The sequence below is a fragment of the Pedobacter sandarakinus genome, assembly GCF_026240095.1.
Lineage (GTDB): Bacteria > Bacteroidota > Bacteroidia > Sphingobacteriales > Sphingobacteriaceae > Pedobacter > Pedobacter sandarakinus.
This window is the reverse complement of the sequence record NZ_JAPIVG010000001.1, coordinates 947,189-965,584: the sequence shown is the minus strand read 5'-3', so window position 1 is coordinate 965,584 and position 18,396 is coordinate 947,189. Positions and strand designations below refer to the sequence as shown.

Below are 18,396 nucleotides of genomic sequence, written 5' to 3'. Positions count from 1 at the left end.
GTTAGGCCGGGGTTGCGGTTAACGGAGGTCTTGTACTTGGGCCTTGCTGGGTGGGATTTTAATTCTCATCAAACCTTTCTTCTGTTCCTTTCGGTTTTCTTAGTTGCTGTATTGTCTTGGCCAGACGGGCTTCGTCCTTTTTGACAACAAAAAGTACCAAAAATTGCCGGCTGAAAATTTTTGTTTTCAAGGCGGTGGGTTGGCTTATTCAATGCTTGGCCAAAAATTTGTTAGGCCGGGGTTGCCGTTAACGGAGGTTTTGTACTTAGGCCTTGCTGGGTGGGATTTTAATTCTCATCAAACCATTCTTTTGTTCCTTTCGGTTTTATTAGTTGTTGTATTGTCTTGGCCAGACGGGCTTCGTCATTTTTGACAACAAAAAAGTACCAAAAATTGCCGGCTGAAAATTTTTGTTTTCAAGGCAGTGGGTTGGCTTTTTCATTGCTTGCCCAAAAATTTGTTAGGCCGGTGTTGCGGTTAACGGAGTTTTTGTACTTGGGCCTTGCTGGGTGGGATTTTAATTCTCATCAAACCTTTCTTCTGTTCCTTTCGGTTTTCTTAGTTGTTGTATTGTCTTGGCCAGACGGGCTTCGTCCTTTTTGACAACAAAAAGTACCAAAAATTGCCGGCTGAAAATTTTTGTTTTGAAGGCAGTGGGTTGGCTTTTTCATTGCTTGTCCAAAAATTTGTTAGGCCGGGGTTGCGGTTAACGAAGGTTTTGTACTTGGGCTTGCTGGGTGGAAATATGAGATTTATGCAACGGCGCAAATCGAAGGGCAGGACAGCATGGTTTTAGCCCTGATTGAAATGGCAGCCTCCAATTTTGCAAAAATTGGAGCTAAAATGGAAAGCAGGACAGCGCTAACATCTTAGCAAAAGCCCTGCGCTCCAAAAAAAAATTTATACTATAATTTGTTACCTTTTCTTGCTCTTATTCGCAAATTTCATTTTGTAATCTGTTTTTACATTGCCTTTCGCAATAGCATCTAGCTTGCTTTTGAGCATGGTTTTACGCAAAATACTCACTTTATCGGTAAAAAGCTTTCCTTCTATATGGTCGTATTCGTGTTGTATTACCCGGGCAGGCATTCCGTCTACATCTTCTGTGTGCGATACAAAATTCTCGTCGAGATATTTAATTTTAACATTCGGCTTTCTGGAGATATTCTCGCGAATATCTGGAATGCTCAGACATCCTTCGTTGAAAAACCAAGGTTCGCCGGTTTCTTCTAAAATTTCTGCATTAATGAATACTTTCTTATAGCCTGGGTTGCCTTCTTCATCTTCGCCTGTATCTACAATAAATAAGCGGATAGGTAAGCCTATTTGCGGTGCCGCCAAACCAACTCCGCTGGCGTGATACATGGTATCGAACATGTTGCTGATGAGCTGCTTTAGTTCCGGGTAATCTTTATCGATTTCACTGCCAACTTTCTTTAAAACAGGATCTCCGTATGCTACAATAGGTAATTTCATTTTTTTATATATTCTCTAGATGCACGCATCCAAATTTTTGATTTATTTTGTTTGTCGGGATTCCAATAATAATATCTTGTTTGCAACTAATAAAACAGTAAATCATTCAACTGAACCCGACCCTGCAAAAATAAGAATTATTCTGTTATGGGCGAGAATGTAAAAACGTTCAGTTGATCTATATCCAAAACCTGATGAGCAATATCTGCAATCTGATGCGTAGTTACGGCGGTAATTTTTCTGAAAACCGTTTCTAACGAGTCGATTTGGTTGTGGTCTATCAGGCTTTTCGCCATTGAAATAATTAAGCCAATTCTATTTTCTTCACCGAGTGCAATTTGGCCAATAAACTTATTCTTTGCCTTTTGAAGTTGTACTTCGTTGAGTGGGTTTTCCTTTAACTTTTTAATTTCTTTAAAGATGAGGGATAGGGCCTTATTGTATTTTTCCTGATCGGTTCCAAAATAAATAGAGAATATTCCTGTATCACTTAACGGCGAAAAATTTGATTCTATAGTATAGGCAATGCCATATTTCTCTCTAATTTGAAGGTTAAGAACCGAGCTCATGCCATTACCGCCAAAATAATTATTTAAAAGCATTAACCCAGCCTTGCTCGCATGATGGGTAGAAAAGCTTTGTGCTCCTAACATGCAATGTGTTTGCATAATAGGTTTATATACGGTTGTATTTTTCTGACCTAAAATTTCGGGCTTAACGCGGTATTGCATTGGTGTATTTTCGGCTACGCTACCAAAATGCCTGCTGCCTTTATTTACCAGACTTTTAAAAGGGTAATTGCCTAATACTGCAACAACAATTTGGTTGGTACGGTAATTTGCGTCTCTAAAATCGATTACATCCTGTCGGGTAAAGTTTTTTACCGAATCTGTTGTGCCTAAAATATTGTTTCCCAGTGGATTTCCAGCAAAGAGCATGTCTTCAAAATCATCATTTATCGCTTCTTCAGGTTGATCTAAATAAGATGCTATTTCATCTAAAATTACACCTTTTTCCTTATCCATCTCTTCTTCCGGAAAAGTAGAATGGAAGATAATATCATTGAATAACTCAAGCGTTCGGTCTAAATATGGGTTTAAAAACGATGCATGAACACAGGTATATTCTTTAGTAGTATAAGCATTTAGATCGGCACCTACACTTTCTAAACGGTTTAAAATTTGGTTGGTACTGCGTTTTTCAGTACGCTTGAAAATCAGGTGTTCTATAAAATGTGCTAAACCAGCTTTTCCTTCAGGTTCATCCCTGGCACCAGTATTAACGATGATGCAGGCATGCGATATAGTTGAGGCCGAAGGCACATGCAACAAGCGGATGCCATTCGGTAAAGTATGTACATTGTATTCCATTGGTACACAAAGATACGGCTTATTGTTATAAAGCTTCTGTATCTGGATATTGCAATTGTAAGGCAGATATCAATTTATCTTTAGTTGGCCGAAGGCGAATTAAGAAGATGAGATTCGCGGCGGCAAACAATAAGAAAAACGCATTGTGTGAAATAAATGAACCCACAATATTAAACAATGCACCTCCTTCTAATAGCGCAGCGCTAACCATAAAGGCAGTTTGGTACTGGGCAATTTTAATTTCGCTATTCGCAGTTTGGTCGATCTTAGCAATTACATTTTTAAACGCAATAATACTTACTGAAATACTGATAAGCCCCACAATTGGAAATATGGGGTTAAACGGGGCTGTTCGTGCCGGATTGGCATCAAAAAACAATTGTTCTCCTGTGATGAAGGTAGTTACGGCTGCAAACAGGAAAACACCAGCACATAATGCCATGTGGATGGTTTGAAGAATTTTTACTTTAGCGTTCATAGCGTTAAAGGTAACATTGGTTTTAGGTTATTGGAGAGGCTCGTTTTATTGAAGAATGTCATCGTGTAAAACAAGCCCGTTGAACTATTTAGTGATGCCTTCTAGCTTGAAGAGGAAAGCATAAGCCAGCGCCTCCTCTTTTAGGTAATCGAACCGACCCGATGCGCCACCATGCCCGAACTCCATATTGGTTTTTAACAAGAGTACATTGTTGTCTGTTTTGGTTGCCCTAAGTTTTGCCACCCACTTAGCGGGCTCGAAATACTGCACCTGGCTATCGTGCAAGCCGGTGGTAACAAGCATGTTTGGATAAGCCTTTTGTTCTACATTTTCGTAAGGTGAGTAACTTTTCATATACATATAGGCATCCTTAAACTTCGGATTTCCCCACTCATCAAATTCATTGGTGGTAAGCGGAATGCTTTCATCTAACATCGTATTCACCACATCTACAAAAGGCACATCGGCAATTACACCATTCCATAAATCTGGCGCCAGGTTTACTACAGCACCCATCAGCAAACCTCCGGCACTTCCTCCATTGGCATATAAATGACCTTTAGAGGTATATTTCTGCTCGATGAGGTATTCGCCGGCGGCAATAAAATCAGTAAAAGTATTTTTCTTCTTCATTAACTTACCATCTTCGTACCATTGCCGCCCTAACTCTTGCCCGCCACGTACATTTGCAATCGCGAAAACAAAACCACGATCCAGTAAGCTTAAACGAACGGAAGTAAAGTAAACATCAGCGTTCGATCCGTAAGATCCATAGCCATACAGTAATAGCGGAGATTTTCCGTTTTTCTCGAAACCTTTTTTATAAACCAGCGCAACAGGCACTTTGGTTCCATCTTTGGCCGTGGCGAAAACCCGTTCGGTAACATAATCTTTTGCATTATAGCCACCCAATATCTCTTGCTGCTTCATCAAGTGCTGTTCCTTGTTCTGCATGTTATAATCATAAACCGTGCTAGGTGTAGTTAGCGAAGTATAATTATAGCGTAAAGTCTGGCTGTTATATTCTGGGTTGTTGCTAAGCCCGGCATTGTAAGCGGGTTCATCAAATTTAATGTAGTAATCGCTACCATCTTTTTTCAATACCCTGAGCTCAGTTAAGCCATTTTTACGCTCAGATAGCACAGTGTAATCTTTAAACTCTTCTACACTTTCCAGCAAAACATCAGAACGGTGTTCAATCACTTCTTTCCAGTTTTCTTTCTCTGTTTTATCTAGTGGGCACTCCATTAACCTAAAATTTTTGGCTTTCCAGTTGGTCAAGATCAAGAATTTTCCGTCGACAGGCATAACTTCATAAAGCATATCTTTGGTTCTGGCAGCGAATACTTTAAATGCACTTTCTGGCTGGTCGGCATTTATCATTTTATATTCTGATGTAAGGGTACCTTGAGACGCAATAAAAATGAACTTCCCGTTTTTAGATTTGCCTACGCCAATATAGTTGGTATTATCTTTCTCATTGTAAACTACCGCATCAGTTTTAGCATCGGCGCCAAGGATATGCTTTTTGATTTTCTCACTAAGCAAGGTTATCGGATTTTTTGCCGTATAAAAGAAAGTCTTGTTGTCGTTTGCCCATGCTACCGGACCTTGAGTATTGGTGATGGCGTCTTTATACGTTTCGCCAGTCTCTAAATTTTTGATGTAAATGGTATACTGCCTGCGCGAAACCTGGTCTACGCCGTAAGCCAGCAACTTATTATCCGGACTTACACTGAAACTGGTTGCACTATAGTATGAATGCCCTTTTGCCATTTCATCTACATCTAACAACACTTCCTCTTTGGCACTCAAGTTTCCTTTTTTACGGCAGTATTTAAAATATTGCTTGCCATCTTCGGTTCTCGAATAATAAAAGTAGCCATTCCTGAAAACAGGAACAGATTCGTCTTTTTCCTTAATTCTGGCTTTCATTTCCTTAAACAAATCTGCCTGGAAAGCATCAGTGCTCTTCATCATCGTATCCAGGTAAGCATTTTCGGCTTTAAGATAATTCACCACCTTAGTGCTATCGGGCCCTTTCTTAAAGTAGTCGATCATCCAGTAGTAGTTGTCTACAACAGTATCTCCATGCAAAATTCTTTTAAAGGGGATAACTTCGGCAACGGGCGCTTTAGCATCTGGCCATTTTATGGGTTCCATTTCTTTCTTCTGTGGGTTATTGCAGGCTGCCATTGCATTGAGTAAAAGCAGTGCGGGTAAAATGCGTTTCTTCATGAGGGTTTGGTTCAGGTTAACGCAATTTATGCATTTTGTGTCAGATTTTAATTTGGAAATCAGCGGTAACCTTTCATGGCGGTTTTCAGCCCCGCCATGCACTACAATTCCCGATGAAAAATCGGGCGATTTTCGTTTCTGTCGGGTTTATGAACCAAAGCTTAACGCTTTTGGCAACAAAAAACCTTTGCACATTTAAAAAATTGCCATTTTGGTAAAAGTGAAACATCAATGTGCAGTATCATTTAAATTCAAAAAAATAGATGCTAAATTGCCACAGCATTTTTAAAGCAGCGATAGCCATGGGCCAATGCCCAAACCATTGAAGAAGCAGATGAAATTAGGGTACAAAAAAATTGTTGTAAAAGTTGGATCTAATGTAATTACACAAGCTAATGGCTTGCCAGATGAAACGCGGATTAGGCATCTTGTAGATCAAATTGCGGAGATAAAAGCTTTAGGTATAGAAGTTATTTTGGTATCTTCTGGGGCAGTAGCATCCGGAAGAAGCTTAATTAAAGTAACCGAAAAGCAAGATGCTGTAACTACTCGCCAATTGCTTGCGGCTATAGGCCAGGTGAAACTCATTAATACTTACGCAACCTTTTTTGATGCCCATCAGCTTAAATGCGCACAGGTGCTGGTTACCAAGGAAGATTTCAGAGACCGGGCACATTACCTGAACATGAAAAACTGTTTGCAGATTTTGTTGCAGAATAATGTGATACCGGTGGTTAATGAAAATGATGTGGTTTCAGTTACCGAATTGATGTTTACCGATAATGATGAGCTGGCTGGCCTGATTGCATCGATGCTAAATGCCGATGCGTTAATCATCCTATCTAATGTAAATGGCATTTACAATGGCGATCCACAAGTTGAGGGATCGCATGTAATAGAAGAAATTTCGGGTTCAGTTAATAACTTGGCCGCATTCATTCAAACTGGAAAATCGCAATTTGGCCGTGGCGGCATGGTTACCAAATCTACTATTGCCCAGAAAGTAGCCAGGTTGGGAATTGCCGTACACATTGCAAATGGAACCACCAACAATGTATTGGCAGATCTACTTGAAAACAAGGTTGTGCATACCCGCTTCATACCTGATAAAATTAAATCGGGCAAGAAAAAATGGATTGCACATTCTGAAACCGCCGCTACAGGTATCGTGAAATTGAATGACGGAGCCAAAGCCGTGCTTACCTCAGGGAAGGCAACTAGTTTACTGCCCATCGGGATTATCGAAGTTCAATCAGATTTTTTAAAGGGCGATATTATTAAAATTATAGATGAAGAAAACCGGTTGATTGGCCTGGGGATTGCCGAATATGGTGCTGATAAAGCCAAAGATCGAATGGGTCAAAAGAAGCAGAAAGCATTGGTTCACTACGATTATTTGTATTTAAGCTAAAGACATAAGGGCTAATTTTTGCATTATCCGCATCTCGACACACACAAAATGGATTACAAGATATATTTCGAAAAGGCAGCACAGGCCAGCAGAACTCTAGTTGGGTTAAGTAAAGCAACTATTGATAACGTATTGGCAGACCTTGCCGAAGCTTTGGTGCAAAACGCCGCAACCATTCTTGTTGAAAATGAAAAGGACTTGGCGAAAATGCCTGTTGAAGACCCGAAATACGATCGGCTTAAACTCACAAGCCAACGTATTACGGATATTGCTGCTGATGTGGGCAATGTGGCAGAACTAGATAGTCCTTTGGGGATGGTTTTAAGCGACAGAGTGCTGGATAACCAATTACACATCCAAAAACTACGGGTGCCGCTTGGCGTAATCGGCGTTATTTATGAAGCACGTCCTAATGTTACTGCAGATGTATTTTCTTTGTGTTTTAAAACCGGCAATGTAGCTGTTTTAAAAGGCGGCAGCGATGCGGAATTTTCCAATCTGGCGATAACGAAACTGATACACCAGGTTTTAGAAAATCACAATATCAACCCGGAGGTGCTAACCCTGTTGCCAGCAGAACGGGCCGCGACTGAAGCCTTATTAAATGCAAGGGGGTTTGTTGATGTATTGATCCCCCGTGGGAGTCAGTCGTTAATTAATTATGTTCGCGAAAACAGCAAAATCCCGGTGATTGAGACTGGAGCTGGTATTGTACACACTTATTTTGATGTTTCTGGCGATTTAGAAAAAGGCAAAGCCATTATTTTGAATGCAAAAACCAGGCGGGTGAGTGTTTGCAATGCCTTAGATTGTGTACTTGTACATCGCAATAGAATGGTAGATTTGCCTCAACTCTTATCTCCTTTGGCAGCTGCGGCAGTAGAAATTTTTGCAGACGCAGCAAGTTTCGAAGTATTAAGTAATAGCTACCCCACTGAACTACTAAAGCCGGCCCAAACAGAACATTTTGGAACCGAGTTCTTAGCGCTTAAGCTATCTGTTAAAGTGGTAGACAGTTTAGATACGGCATTAAACCACATTGCAGCTTATAGCTCGAAGCACAGCGAAGCTGTGATTGCTGAAGATGCCGATACCATCGCCAGATTTTTGAATGAGGTAGATGCAGCAGCGGTCTATGCCAATGCATCTACAGGTTTTACCGATGGTGCGCAATTTGGGCTTGGTGCAGAAATTGGAATTAGCACCCAAAAACTTCATGCCCGCGGACCAATGGGATTGGAGGAACTTACCAGCTATAAATGGGTTGTGCGGGGTAACGGACAGGTCAGGAAATAAGCAGTTTTGCATAAGCACACCTAAGCCAAAGCCGGTGTTATATACTGTGATTTATAGCTCGAAAACTTCGCCTCTTTGTGGCGCAACCACATTGAAGCCGTCATTTTCCAACGCCGATGCCAAACTTGTTAAGCTTTTATCTTCACCATGAACCAGGAAAACTTGTTTGGGTTGCCCGGTCTGCTTAACTGTTCTAACCAGATCGTCGTGGTCTCCGTGTCCGCTTAACAAATCGGTTTGCCTAATGGTTGCATAAACCATCATTTCCCGATCTTTAATCCGAACGATTGGTGCACCACTTAATAGTTTATAGCCAAGAGTTCCTTTTGCGCAATAGCCAATAAAAAGGATAGTGCAATAGTAGTTTTGAATGTTGTAGTATAAATGATCTTGAATTCGGCCGCCTTCTAACATACCCGCCGAAGAAATAATAATACAAGGGTCGAAGTAGTTAGAAACGTCTTTACTTTCTTTCATTGTTTGTACGTAGGCCAGGTGTTCAAATTCAAACTCATCGCCCATGGTTTTGTAGAAATCCTTAGCTTCCTGATTAACCAGATTATGATGCTTTCGGTACACATCTGTAGCTTGTATGGCCATCGGGCTATCAACGAAAATTTGCACTGGTGGCAAGCGTTTTTTGGTAAAGATTTGGTTAAGCGCAAAAACCAGCGATTGCGTTCTTCCAATACTAAATGCGGGAATAATTAGACGGCCTGGGGTTTTAATACAAGCCTCTTCAATTTCCTTAACCAATCGGTCTTCAAGCGTCATTTCTTTGCTATGGTACCTTCCGCCATAAGTGGCTTCGCAAACAAAATAATCTACAGGCGGTATGGGCTCTGGCTTAACTAAAACTGGGTAGTGCTCCCTGCCGATGTCGCCAGAAAATGCGATTTTCTTTTCTGCTCCATTATCATTAATGGTTAAAACGGCTGCTGCGGCACCTAATAAATGCCCCACAGGTATAAAGGTTAATGAAATGTCGCCATTAATTTTAAATGGTTTGTTAAAGGCAATGGTTACAAAACGATCTATCGTATCCATTACATGCTTGTGCAAATACAGCGGTTTCGGACCGCTAAAATTGCCCCGTTTTGTTCGTGGTTTTCTGCTTTGTTTTCTTAAAAAAAGCTCCACCGAATCGAATAATAAAATCGAAGTTAAATCTGCCGTGGGAGAGGTACAAAGCACTTGCCCACTAAAGCCCATGCGCACTAGCGTAGGCAAATTACCCGAATGATCGATGTGTGCGTGGGTTAAAATAACCAAATTAATACTTTCCGGGTCGAATGGAAATTGTTGGTTCTCTTCCTGGTAAGTGTCTTTTTCGTAGTCTAAACCACAATCTATTAATATTTTATAATGGCCAACCTCTAGCAAGTGCATACTGCCTGTTACCTGTTGCGCAGCGCCCCAAAACGTTAACTTCATTTTTCTTAGTATAGGGTAAATTGTTCGGGCCCCTGTTTTTGTTGAAACAATTAAACGGTCTATTTTAACCGAATGTGTTATTTACAGAGCCCAAATGGTTAATTTTATCTGTGTAAAGTAGTACAATTGGCGTAATTTTTAAACAAGGTGAGGTAATTTTTTTTGGATATTTGGCCATCCAAAATCTCAGACTATTTTAATTACCTCATTTCTACCAGCTTTAACGAGACTCCAACAGGCTATAAATTTTCTGTGTTAGGCGTATAAATTGCTTATTTAGGTTTTTGTAAAGCACTTACAGTGGGTTTTCGGTTACTTCAGTCCCGCTATTCGTTTCAATCCCCGATGAAAAATCGGGGGATTTACACTGCTATCGGGTTTAATATACTTTATGTTGTAAGGCTATTTTTGGGAACCCATCCAAATGCACAGGCCCTGTTGTATAAAGGCATATTGCCTTGCCACTTAAACCTGATATTAGCGAACACGACGCCCCTTGGCTGTACTAAAAATAGCTTTTTGCTGTAATTGTAAATAAAGCAGTGTTTTTTTGGCGGAGTAAAGCGGTTAGCAGGGCTATTGGCCGCCAAGGCTTGCATGCGCTTGTTTTCCAAATCAAGATTTCGCTAAAAACTGCCCGTTTAAACCCTTATCTTTGCTAAAAAAATGCTATGCAAGAACCATTTGATGTTGAAATTGGTGCTGTAAATTATTCGGTTTTCCCAGAAGGAAACGATCAATACACCATTTTTAAAGACGGTAAGGAATATATCCAAATTCAAAAAGACACTTCTTCTATTTGGTTAAAGATGGATTATAAGACCGAGTTGCCGATTTTCGAGGAAGATGAGGAGGTGAACGCTATTGGGCAGGCGATAGAAAACTATGTGCCCGAAGAAGATGAGGAAGAAGAACTGTAATTGTTCGTAAATAAAAAACCCGGGCAGGCTGCCGTTTTTCAGCTGCTTGCCCGGGTTAAATTACCTTTTAATTACCTGGAACAATCTGCTGTCCATGTTTGGCCATCTTTGATTACCAGCATATCTAAGGAATTATTATCAATCGTGATGCCGGTTAGGCCAGAGCCCACACTTACGTAAGTGTTGTCGTCTCTTTTCTCGAACGTAACCCCCTTAATGTCTGGAATGTTGCTGCCGAAGTAGAAATTGTAGGTATCGCCAACTTTGCTAACCGTTACTTTACCATCACTGCTGGTAATGGTAGTTTCACCGTTTCTGTACGATACGTTTCCGTTGTAGGTGCCCACAAAGAAATCTTTATCTGCTGGGTCTGTATCTTTTTTACAAGAAACTAAAACGGTTAATGCTATTAAAAGCATGCTAAAAACTTGAATTGTCTTTTTCATAGGATGATGTTTTTCATTTAAAATATTTCGGTAGGTAGTACCGATTGTTTAATAAATATGAACCATGCTGTTTGCAACCACCATGCCAAAGCAGCCATGGCTTTTATAACTCCCGCAGGTTGTGGGCCTATTTTACTCGAAAAATATGCAGCGTAATGAGTTGGCCTACAGCAATTTGTTTCGCGACCGAACTGTTGGCAATTCTAGCCAATTTTTTTAAGGTCCACTTTTAACGGTGGCGGCAATACTGTTTACTATAGTGGAAATGCTTAAGGAAGGTGTAAGCTACCCCGCCCAGCCATCTCTATCTAAGCTGCGGTAATTGATAGATTCTGCCAAGTGTTCTAATTCTACTGTTTCGCTTCCGTCTAAATCGGCTATTGTTCTGGCTACTTTTAAAATTCTATCGTAAGCACGTGCAGACAAGCCTAATCTTTCCATGGCAGATTTTAGCAGCGTAGTACCTGCCTCGCTTATCTGGCAAACTTTGCGTACCATTTTCGGGCTCATTTGTGCATTGTAATGTAAGTCTTCCTTATCTGCAAAGCGATGATCTTGAATTTCTCTAGCCTTAATTACACGAGCCCTTATGAGCTCACTTTTTTCAGATTCGCGGGTGGAGGCCAGCTCCGAAAAATTAACAGGTGTAACCTCCACATGTAAATCGATACGATCTAACAGTGGGCCAGAGATTTTGCTGAGGTACTTTTGTACTACGCCAGGCGCACATACGCACTCCTTTTCGGGGTGGTTGTAGAAACCGCATGGGCATGGGTTCATAGAGGCTACTAACATAAAGCTGGCAGGATATTCAACCGAGAAACGTGCTCTTGAAATGGCTACTTTCCGGTCCTCTAGTGGTTGCCGCATTACTTCTAAAACCGTTCGTTTAAACTCTGGCAATTCATCTAGAAACAACACACCATTGTGGGCCAGCGAGATTTCGCCTGGTGCGGGGTTCATGCCACCGCCAACCAGGGCAACATCAGAAATGGTATGGTGTGGAGAGCGATACGGCCGAACTGTCATCAGTGCATCGGCTGCAGATAGTTTGCCAGCTACAGAATGAATTTTCGTAGTTTCTAATGCTTCATACAGGTTCAACGGGGGTAGAATAGTGGGTAACCGCTTAGCCAGCATGGTTTTACCTGCCCCCGGCGGACCAATTAATATTACATTGTGCCCACCTGCAGCTGCTATCTCTAAAGCCCGCTTAATATTCTCCTGTCCTTTTACATCTGCAAAGTCGTGTTCATAATTGCCAATATTTTTAAGGAACTCCTCTCTAGTATTAATTTTTACTTGTTTTAAGGGTTCGCCTTTATTAAAGAAAGCAATTACCTGGGCCAATGTTTCCACACCATAAGCTACTAAACCATCTACAATAGCAGCTTCCCTAACGTTCTGCAGCGGCAGAATGAAACCCTTGAAACCCTCTTGTTTTGCTTGGATAGCAATAGGCAAAGCACCTTTAATGGGTTGGATTGCGCCATCTAAAGAGAGCTCGCCCATAATAAAGTAGTGATCTAATGCTGTTGCAGGAATTTGCCCCGAGGCGGCAAGAATTCCAATGGCGATTGGCAAATCGTAAGCAGAACCCTCTTTCCTGATATCAGCAGGAGCTAAATTAACTACAATCTTTTGCCTTGGCATTCTAAAGCCCGCAACGTGGATAGCGCTTTCTACCCGTTGCAGGCTTTCCTTTACTGCGTTGTCTGGCAAGCCCACCATATAATATTTGTTGCCAGCGCTAATGCTCACCTCAATGGTTATGGTTAAAGCATTTACACCAAATACAGCACTTCCGTACGTTTTTACAAGCATTAAATTTTCCTGAAATAAAAACGGGATGTTATGTTATTCGGGGATGGGTAATGGGTCTTACTAAGATATAAACATTTATTTAATTTACTGCTGATCTCAACGGCGGAATCATTTATTGCAGCTAGGGGTTAGTGCTATCACACTACCTGCAAAAAAAAATCCTAACCGTTGCGGGTTAGGATTTTCTTGCTTTTGTTAAGCATTAAATTATCTTTTACCAAAAGGCATTTTAGGCATTCCCTTCATCATGGCTGCTGCCGCTGCCGGGTTAGAAAACTGCTTCATCATTTTGCGCATATCTTCAAACTGTTTAATCAATTTGGTAACCTCCTCAACTTTGCTTCCAGAACCTTTGGCAATACGAAGTCTACGGCTTTGCTGTATGGCATCAGGGTTTTCTTTTTCAAATGGCGTCATCGAATTAATAATCGCTTCAATAGATTTAAATGCATCATCCTGGATGTCTACATTCTTCATCATTTTGCCTACACCCGGAATCATGCCCATCAAATCTTTCATGTTACCCATTTTCTTAATTTGCTGAATCTGGCTGTAGAAATCGTTGAAATCGAACTTGTTTTTGCGGATTTTCTTCTGCAATTCTGCAGCTTCCTTCTCATCAAACTGCATCTGGGCACGTTCAACAAGTGAAACTACATCACCCATACCCAAAATTCTCGATGCCATACGGTCTGGATAGAAAACATCTAATGCTTCCATCTTTTCGCCTGTACCAATAAATTTAATCGGCTTATTTACCACTGATTTGATAGAGAGTGCAGCACCGCCACGGGTATCGCCATCTAACTTGGTTAAAACCACACCGGTAAAGTCTAGCCTATCGTTAAACACTTTTGCAGTGTTAACAGCATCTTGCCCGGTCATCGAATCTACCACAAACAGAATTTCATGAGGCTGGGTTTTAGCCTTCACCTCAGAAATCTCATTCATCAACGATTCATCGATTGCCAAACGCCCGGCAGTATCGATAATGATGACATTATTTCCGTTTTGTTTACCGTGTGCAATACCTTCTAATGCAATACCAACCGGGTCGTTAGATTCGCGGTTTGCATAAACTGATACGCCAACAGATGTACCCAAAACCTCTAGCTGATCTACCGCCGCAGGCCTATACATATCGCCAGCAACCAATAAAGGTTTTTTACCTTTCCCTTTTAAGTGCAAAGCCAATTTACCGGCAAAGGTGGTTTTACCCGCACCATTTAAACCCGCAATTAAAATAACTGTTGGGTTAGCCTTCGTTTCAAGTTCGGTAACCTCACCACCCATTAGGGCAGCAAGCTCATCGTTCATAATTTTGGTAAGCAACTGGCCCGGCGAAACCGCAGTTAATACGTTTTGCCCCAGTGCTTTCTGCCTAACATCATCTGTAAATGCTTTGGCCGTTTTATAGTTAACATCGGCGTCTAATAGTGCTTTACGAATCTCTTTCATGGTTTCTGCCACGTTGATTTCGGTAATGCTGCCTTGTCCTTTTAATACTTTAAATGCTCTGTCTAGCTTGTCCTGTAAATTATCAAACATCTTTTTTTAAGCTAAAAGCCTGCTACTGTAAAGTATAGGCTACTTGTTTTTAATAAAAGGCAAATGTATCAATTTTTGACCGTAAATCTTTGCAACTCAAACCCAAAAATGTTTTTTTGGAAATGTACGTTTCGGGCATTTGGCGGCTTTAAGCCCCGCCCCCACTTCTGCCCCGAAGAAAAATCGGGGCATCTCGTTAAGGTCGGGTTTAGGTACAGCGGTACAAGATCAAAATCAAGAATGCCTCCAATACTTGCCGCCTGGCCCTAGCATATAAAAAGCTAGCAATTTTTGTTGGTAACCTTGCAAGTCTAAACCAAACCAAAGCGGTTGATCCTTACTCTCTTGCAACCGTAAATCATCTTTTTCTCTTTGCTGTTGCAACATTTGCTTTGCTTGTGCGTCTTATGCCTGTTAAAACCAAACGAATGAAACGCTTTTTACCACTATTTTTTTTATTAATTTTTGGTTATTCCAAGGCCCAGCAAGTTGTACAAAGAGAACTCAAGGCTGTTAGGGCAACGGTTAATCCTAAAATAGACGGTATATTAGATGATGCTTGTTGGGTAGATGTGCCATTGGCTACAGATTTTATAGAGCTTCGTCCTAACCCGGGGAGGGTAGAGCCAAAAGACAGGCGTACAGAAATGAAGGTAATTTATGATGACTTTGCCATTTATGTTTATGCCCGTATGTACGACCATCCCGATAGTGTATCACACGAGCTGGTGTCAAGGGATAACATTGGTAATGCAGATTTTATCTCAATCATTGTAGATCCTTTTTACGACAAAATGAATGGCAATGGCTTTTTTGTTACCGCTGCAGGAGTACAATTCGATGCTAAATATTCGCAGGTTGGTGATGAAGACCCCAATTGGAATGCGGTTTGGGAAAGCGCAGTTAAACTAGATGATAAAGGTTGGACCTGCGAGATGAAAATTCCTTATTCCGCGTTGCGTTTTTCGAGCAAGGATGTGCAAAATTGGGGCCTAAATTTTAGTCGGCGAACCCAACGCAACAACGTACAAACTTTCTGGAATTTTGTAGACCCCAAAATGAATGGTTTTATCAACCAGGAGGGACTATGGGTGGGCATTAAAGATATTAAGCCACCACTTAGGTTGTCTTTCTCGCCATATATTTCTGGTTATGTTAATCACTACCCCCTGAACTTACCAGGCGTAAAAAATACCACTTCGCGTTTTAATGGCGGTATGGATGTTAAATATGGCATCAATAACAGTTTCACATTAGATATGACCCTCGTTCCCGATTTTGGTCAGGTGCAGTCTGATAACCGAATTCTCAACCTGACGCCATTCGAGGTAAAGTTTAATGAGAATCGCCAATTTTTTACTGAAGGAACGGAGCTCTTTAACAAAGGCGATTTGTTTTATTCGAAACGCATTGGGTCGATCCCCTCTTACTATAATTATTCGGCTATTGGCAGTAGCGATAAAATTGTGAAAGACCAAACCGAAGCCAAAGTTTTAAACGCTACCAAGATATCAGGAAGAACGGCAAAGGGCTTAGGAATTGGTATTTTCAATGCCATTACAAACAGCATGCAAACTGAAGTAGAAGACCAGCAAGGAAACCTACGGAAAGTTGAAACCCAACCGCTTACTAATTATAACATCCTTGTTTTCGATCAATCATTGAAAAACAACAGCTCTGCAACATTCATCAACACCAATGTACTTCGCCAGGGATCGGCTTACGATGCCAATGTGAGTGCTTTTATTGTAAATCTTAATAATAAGAATAATAAGTACTTTCTAAATGCCAATGGCAAAATGAGCTATTTGCGGGGGCAGGAAAGCAGCACAGGTTTTAGCTACACACTTAGATTTGGCAAGCAAAGTGGCAACTTTACCTGGAACTATAACCAGGTTTATGCCGATAATAAATTCGACCCCTCGGATATGGGTTTTTTCACTAACAACAACTTTCTAGATCAACGGTTAGGTTTCGGTTATAATATTTTTAAGCCTGGCAAATGGTACAATGAATGGCAAAACTGGTTAAATATTAGGTACTCAAGAAGGGCTATGCCCGGCGATTATCAAAGTTTTGGCATAGAAACCGGCTCGTATGTTAGGTTTAAAAATTTATGGTCTGCAGAATTGGATATAAATGCAGATGATAAACAAAATGATTTTTATGAGGCCAGAAACGGAGCGGTTTACAAAGCCCCAGCAAGTGCCGGCGTTGGGCTTTATTTTAATACAAATAGAGCCAAAGCGTATAATTTCGGCGGCAATGCAAGATATACTGCACAAGCACTTTTCCAGGGGAGAAGTTATAATTTCTATTTTTTCCAGAACTTAAGATTGAATGATAAAGTGGCCTTTGGTTTAGACTTGGGCTTTAACCCAAGCTATAACTATGTAAACTGGGTAGCTCTACAAGGTGGCCAATCGATCTTTTCTAAATACGACAGGCGAACAGTAGAAAATTCTTTTGATGCCAAATATACCTTCACCAATTTAATGGGTGTTACTGTAGTGTTACGCCATTATTGGAGCGATAGAAGAAATAATGCTTTCTACTTGCTCAAACCTGATGGAAACTTAACAGACCTCAATGGTATGCCACCAGCAGGAATGGATAGGAACTATAACGTATTTAATGTTGATTTAATTTATACCTGGCAGTTTGCACCCGGCAGCACGCTTTCTCTTTCCTACAAAGATTCCGCCGAAACCTACGATACCTTTTATACCCAGCGTTACAATAAAAATCTAAACGGTATCTTAAATGCGCCGCAAAATAACAGCTTATCTGTTAAGGTATTGTACTTTATCGACTATCTGGATTTAAAAAAGAAACACAAGAAAAGTTAGTATAGCCCTTTGCAAAGTACTATCTCGGGAAAACGAAGGCAAAGCCCAATGCCAAAGTCTGGCTAGCTTGTACTTTTTTGTCTGTGTCTGTATCGTATAAAATAACACCTGTTAAACTGGTATTCATAAAGCGATTGATTTTTGCTGTTAGGGCAACATCAAGGCGATGGTCTACGCGTTTAACGGCAATGTCTTCATAAGGAATAAACATTGCGTAACGGGCTTTAAGGTTAGTGTTCTTAAAAATTTCTTTATCAAAGGCACTTACTATTTGAAAAGCAAGTTCGTTTCTAAAATGTTTGCCTTTATCTACACCAAAAACATTTTTCTTATTATCGTAAACAGCAGTATCCAAAACAAAAGTTTGCCTTGCAGTACCGGTACCAATCCTAGTAGAAAAATATTTATTTGGTTTATATTCGAAACCGATAGACTCTGTTAAATATCCTGGCGACATGAATTTGGAAATTAGTACTTGCTGCTCTTCCCCGTTACCATCTTTAAAATACCTGTAACCACTATCAAACTGAGATTCGAAGTTGAGGGAACCGAAAAAAAACCAGTTCTTAGAAAGTTGAAAAGATGCTTTGTTATCCCAGAAAATACGGTCGTTGGTTTTCTTCTGCAATTGGTCTTTATTCTTGATTTTACCGTATTGTAAAATAACTTCGCTCACATAGCTGTAGCTATTTTTGTTATACTCGGCTTTCCAGTTAAGCAAACCGCCTACCGCAATAGAGTTAACACCGCCACCTTTCCAGTTGTCGCTAAATTGTGCCTGGTTAATGTTAAGCCCAATAGCTGTTTTCGTTTTCCAGTAATTTACCTTTGCATCAACAATATAAGGTGGAATTTTTACCGGTTCGAAATTTAATGGGCCTTGCCTGCTAGGTAGCGGGCTTCTTTTTAATTTGATGTTAAGGTCTTTGGTATTGATGGGAATAGTATCAATTTCCTGTGCATGTAAACCTAACGAGCAGAAACTTAGAATAAGGAATAGGGCAGCTAAACGATTCTTCATTGGTTACAAAGAAAAAGAAAATATTGATACATAAAAAGGTTTTAGTGAAATGATTATGCGTTTTTAGACGATTTCATCCAAAGGG

At 40.6% G+C, this 18,396-nt stretch carries 13 protein-coding genes; 4 read left to right on the top strand and 9 right to left on the bottom strand.

Going from position 1 to position 18,396, the window contains the following annotated elements:
- Positions 1-915: 915 nt before the first annotated feature.
- From def to OQ268_RS04070, 4 genes are all read right to left on the bottom strand, one after another.
- The gene (gene def / locus OQ268_RS04085; protein ID WP_265854822.1) at positions 916-1,476 is read right to left on the bottom strand and encodes a peptide deformylase; all 561 of its coding nucleotides are present in this window, start codon (positions 1,474-1,476) and stop codon (positions 916-918) included.
- Positions 1,477-1,613: 137 nt separating this feature from the next.
- Positions 1,614-2,846: a M16 family metallopeptidase gene (locus OQ268_RS04080; RefSeq protein WP_265854821.1), complete on the bottom strand. Its 1,233-nt coding sequence runs from the start codon at positions 2,844-2,846 to the stop codon at positions 1,614-1,616.
- 25 nt (positions 2,847-2,871) lie between these two features.
- Positions 2,872-3,324, bottom strand: a complete 453-nt coding sequence (locus OQ268_RS04075; RefSeq protein ID WP_265854820.1) for a hypothetical protein — start codon at positions 3,322-3,324, stop codon at positions 2,872-2,874.
- Between the two features lie 84 nt (positions 3,325-3,408).
- Positions 3,409-5,562 carry a S9 family peptidase gene (locus OQ268_RS04070; RefSeq protein WP_265854819.1) on the bottom strand — a complete coding sequence of 718 codons (2,154 nt, stop codon included), beginning with the start codon at positions 5,560-5,562 and terminating at the stop codon, positions 3,409-3,411.
- A 334-nt stretch (positions 5,563-5,896) separates the two neighbouring features.
- Between OQ268_RS04070 and proB the strand changes: the two genes are divergently transcribed.
- The gene (gene proB / locus OQ268_RS04065) at positions 5,897-6,973 is read left to right on the top strand and encodes a glutamate 5-kinase (protein ID WP_265854818.1); all 1,077 of its coding nucleotides are present in this window, start codon (positions 5,897-5,899) and stop codon (positions 6,971-6,973) included.
- 48 nt (positions 6,974-7,021) lie between these two features.
- Positions 7,022-8,269, top strand: a complete 1,248-nt coding sequence (locus OQ268_RS04060; RefSeq protein WP_265854817.1) for a glutamate-5-semialdehyde dehydrogenase — start codon at positions 7,022-7,024, stop codon at positions 8,267-8,269.
- Positions 8,270-8,320: 51 nt separating this feature from the next.
- Here OQ268_RS04060 and OQ268_RS04055 read toward each other — a convergent pair whose 3' ends face one another.
- Complete coding sequence (locus OQ268_RS04055; RefSeq protein WP_265854816.1) at positions 8,321-9,703, bottom strand: MBL fold metallo-hydrolase RNA specificity domain-containing protein; 1,383 nt, start codon at positions 9,701-9,703, stop codon at positions 8,321-8,323.
- A 671-nt stretch (positions 9,704-10,374) separates the two neighbouring features.
- Between OQ268_RS04055 and OQ268_RS04050 the strand changes: the two genes are divergently transcribed.
- On the top strand, positions 10,375-10,623 hold the full coding sequence (locus OQ268_RS04050; protein ID WP_265854815.1) for a hypothetical protein: 249 nt from the start codon (positions 10,375-10,377) through the stop codon (positions 10,621-10,623).
- Between the two features lie 71 nt (positions 10,624-10,694).
- On the opposite strand, the gene OQ268_RS04045 is transcribed toward OQ268_RS04050, so the two are convergent.
- The 3 genes from OQ268_RS04045 to ffh form a co-directional block, all read right to left on the bottom strand.
- On the bottom strand, positions 10,695-11,069 hold the full coding sequence (locus OQ268_RS04045; protein ID WP_265854814.1) for a hypothetical protein: 375 nt from the start codon (positions 11,067-11,069) through the stop codon (positions 10,695-10,697).
- A 285-nt stretch (positions 11,070-11,354) separates the two neighbouring features.
- A complete protein-coding gene (locus OQ268_RS04040) occupies positions 11,355-12,893 on the bottom strand; it encodes a YifB family Mg chelatase-like AAA ATPase (protein WP_265854813.1) in 1,539 nt (512 codons plus the stop codon).
- Positions 12,894-13,100: 207 nt separating this feature from the next.
- Complete coding sequence (gene ffh, locus OQ268_RS04035) at positions 13,101-14,441, bottom strand: signal recognition particle protein (protein WP_265854812.1); 1,341 nt, start codon at positions 14,439-14,441, stop codon at positions 13,101-13,103.
- A gap of 428 nt (positions 14,442-14,869) precedes the next feature.
- On the opposite strand from ffh, the gene OQ268_RS04030 reads away from it, so the two are divergent.
- The gene (locus OQ268_RS04030; protein ID WP_265854811.1) at positions 14,870-17,290 is read left to right on the top strand and encodes a DUF5916 domain-containing protein; all 2,421 of its coding nucleotides are present in this window, start codon (positions 14,870-14,872) and stop codon (positions 17,288-17,290) included.
- A gap of 19 nt (positions 17,291-17,309) precedes the next feature.
- On the opposite strand, the gene OQ268_RS04025 is transcribed toward OQ268_RS04030, so the two are convergent.
- Positions 17,310-18,311: a DUF3078 domain-containing protein gene (locus OQ268_RS04025; protein WP_265854810.1), complete on the bottom strand. Its 1,002-nt coding sequence runs from the start codon at positions 18,309-18,311 to the stop codon at positions 17,310-17,312.
- Between the last annotated feature and the right edge of the window lie 85 nt (positions 18,312-18,396).

Coding starts and splice junctions, on each gene's coding strand:
- ffh (WP_265854812.1), bottom strand. CDS start 14,441: ATGTTTGATAATTTACAGGACAAGCTAGACAGAGCATTTAAAGTATTA.
- OQ268_RS04055 (WP_265854816.1), bottom strand. CDS start 9,703: ATGAAGTTAACGTTTTGGGGCGCTGCGCAACAGGTAACAGGCAGTATG.
- OQ268_RS04050 (WP_265854815.1), top strand. CDS start 10,375: ATGCAAGAACCATTTGATGTTGAAATTGGTGCTGTAAATTATTCGGTT.
- OQ268_RS04025 (WP_265854810.1), bottom strand. CDS start 18,311: ATGAAGAATCGTTTAGCTGCCCTATTCCTTATTCTAAGTTTCTGCTCG.
- OQ268_RS04075 (WP_265854820.1), bottom strand. CDS start 3,324: ATGAACGCTAAAGTAAAAATTCTTCAAACCATCCACATGGCATTATGT.
- OQ268_RS04040 (WP_265854813.1), bottom strand. CDS start 12,893: ATGCTTGTAAAAACGTACGGAAGTGCTGTATTTGGTGTAAATGCTTTA.
- OQ268_RS04030 (WP_265854811.1), top strand. CDS start 14,870: ATGAAACGCTTTTTACCACTATTTTTTTTATTAATTTTTGGTTATTCC.
- def (WP_265854822.1), bottom strand. CDS start 1,476: ATGAAATTACCTATTGTAGCATACGGAGATCCTGTTTTAAAGAAAGTT.
- OQ268_RS04060 (WP_265854817.1), top strand. CDS start 7,022: ATGGATTACAAGATATATTTCGAAAAGGCAGCACAGGCCAGCAGAACT.
- proB (WP_265854818.1), top strand. CDS start 5,897: ATGAAATTAGGGTACAAAAAAATTGTTGTAAAAGTTGGATCTAATGTA.
- OQ268_RS04045 (WP_265854814.1), bottom strand. CDS start 11,069: ATGAAAAAGACAATTCAAGTTTTTAGCATGCTTTTAATAGCATTAACC.
- OQ268_RS04080 (WP_265854821.1), bottom strand. CDS start 2,846: ATGGAATACAATGTACATACTTTACCGAATGGCATCCGCTTGTTGCAT.
- OQ268_RS04070 (WP_265854819.1), bottom strand. CDS start 5,562: ATGAAGAAACGCATTTTACCCGCACTGCTTTTACTCAATGCAATGGCA.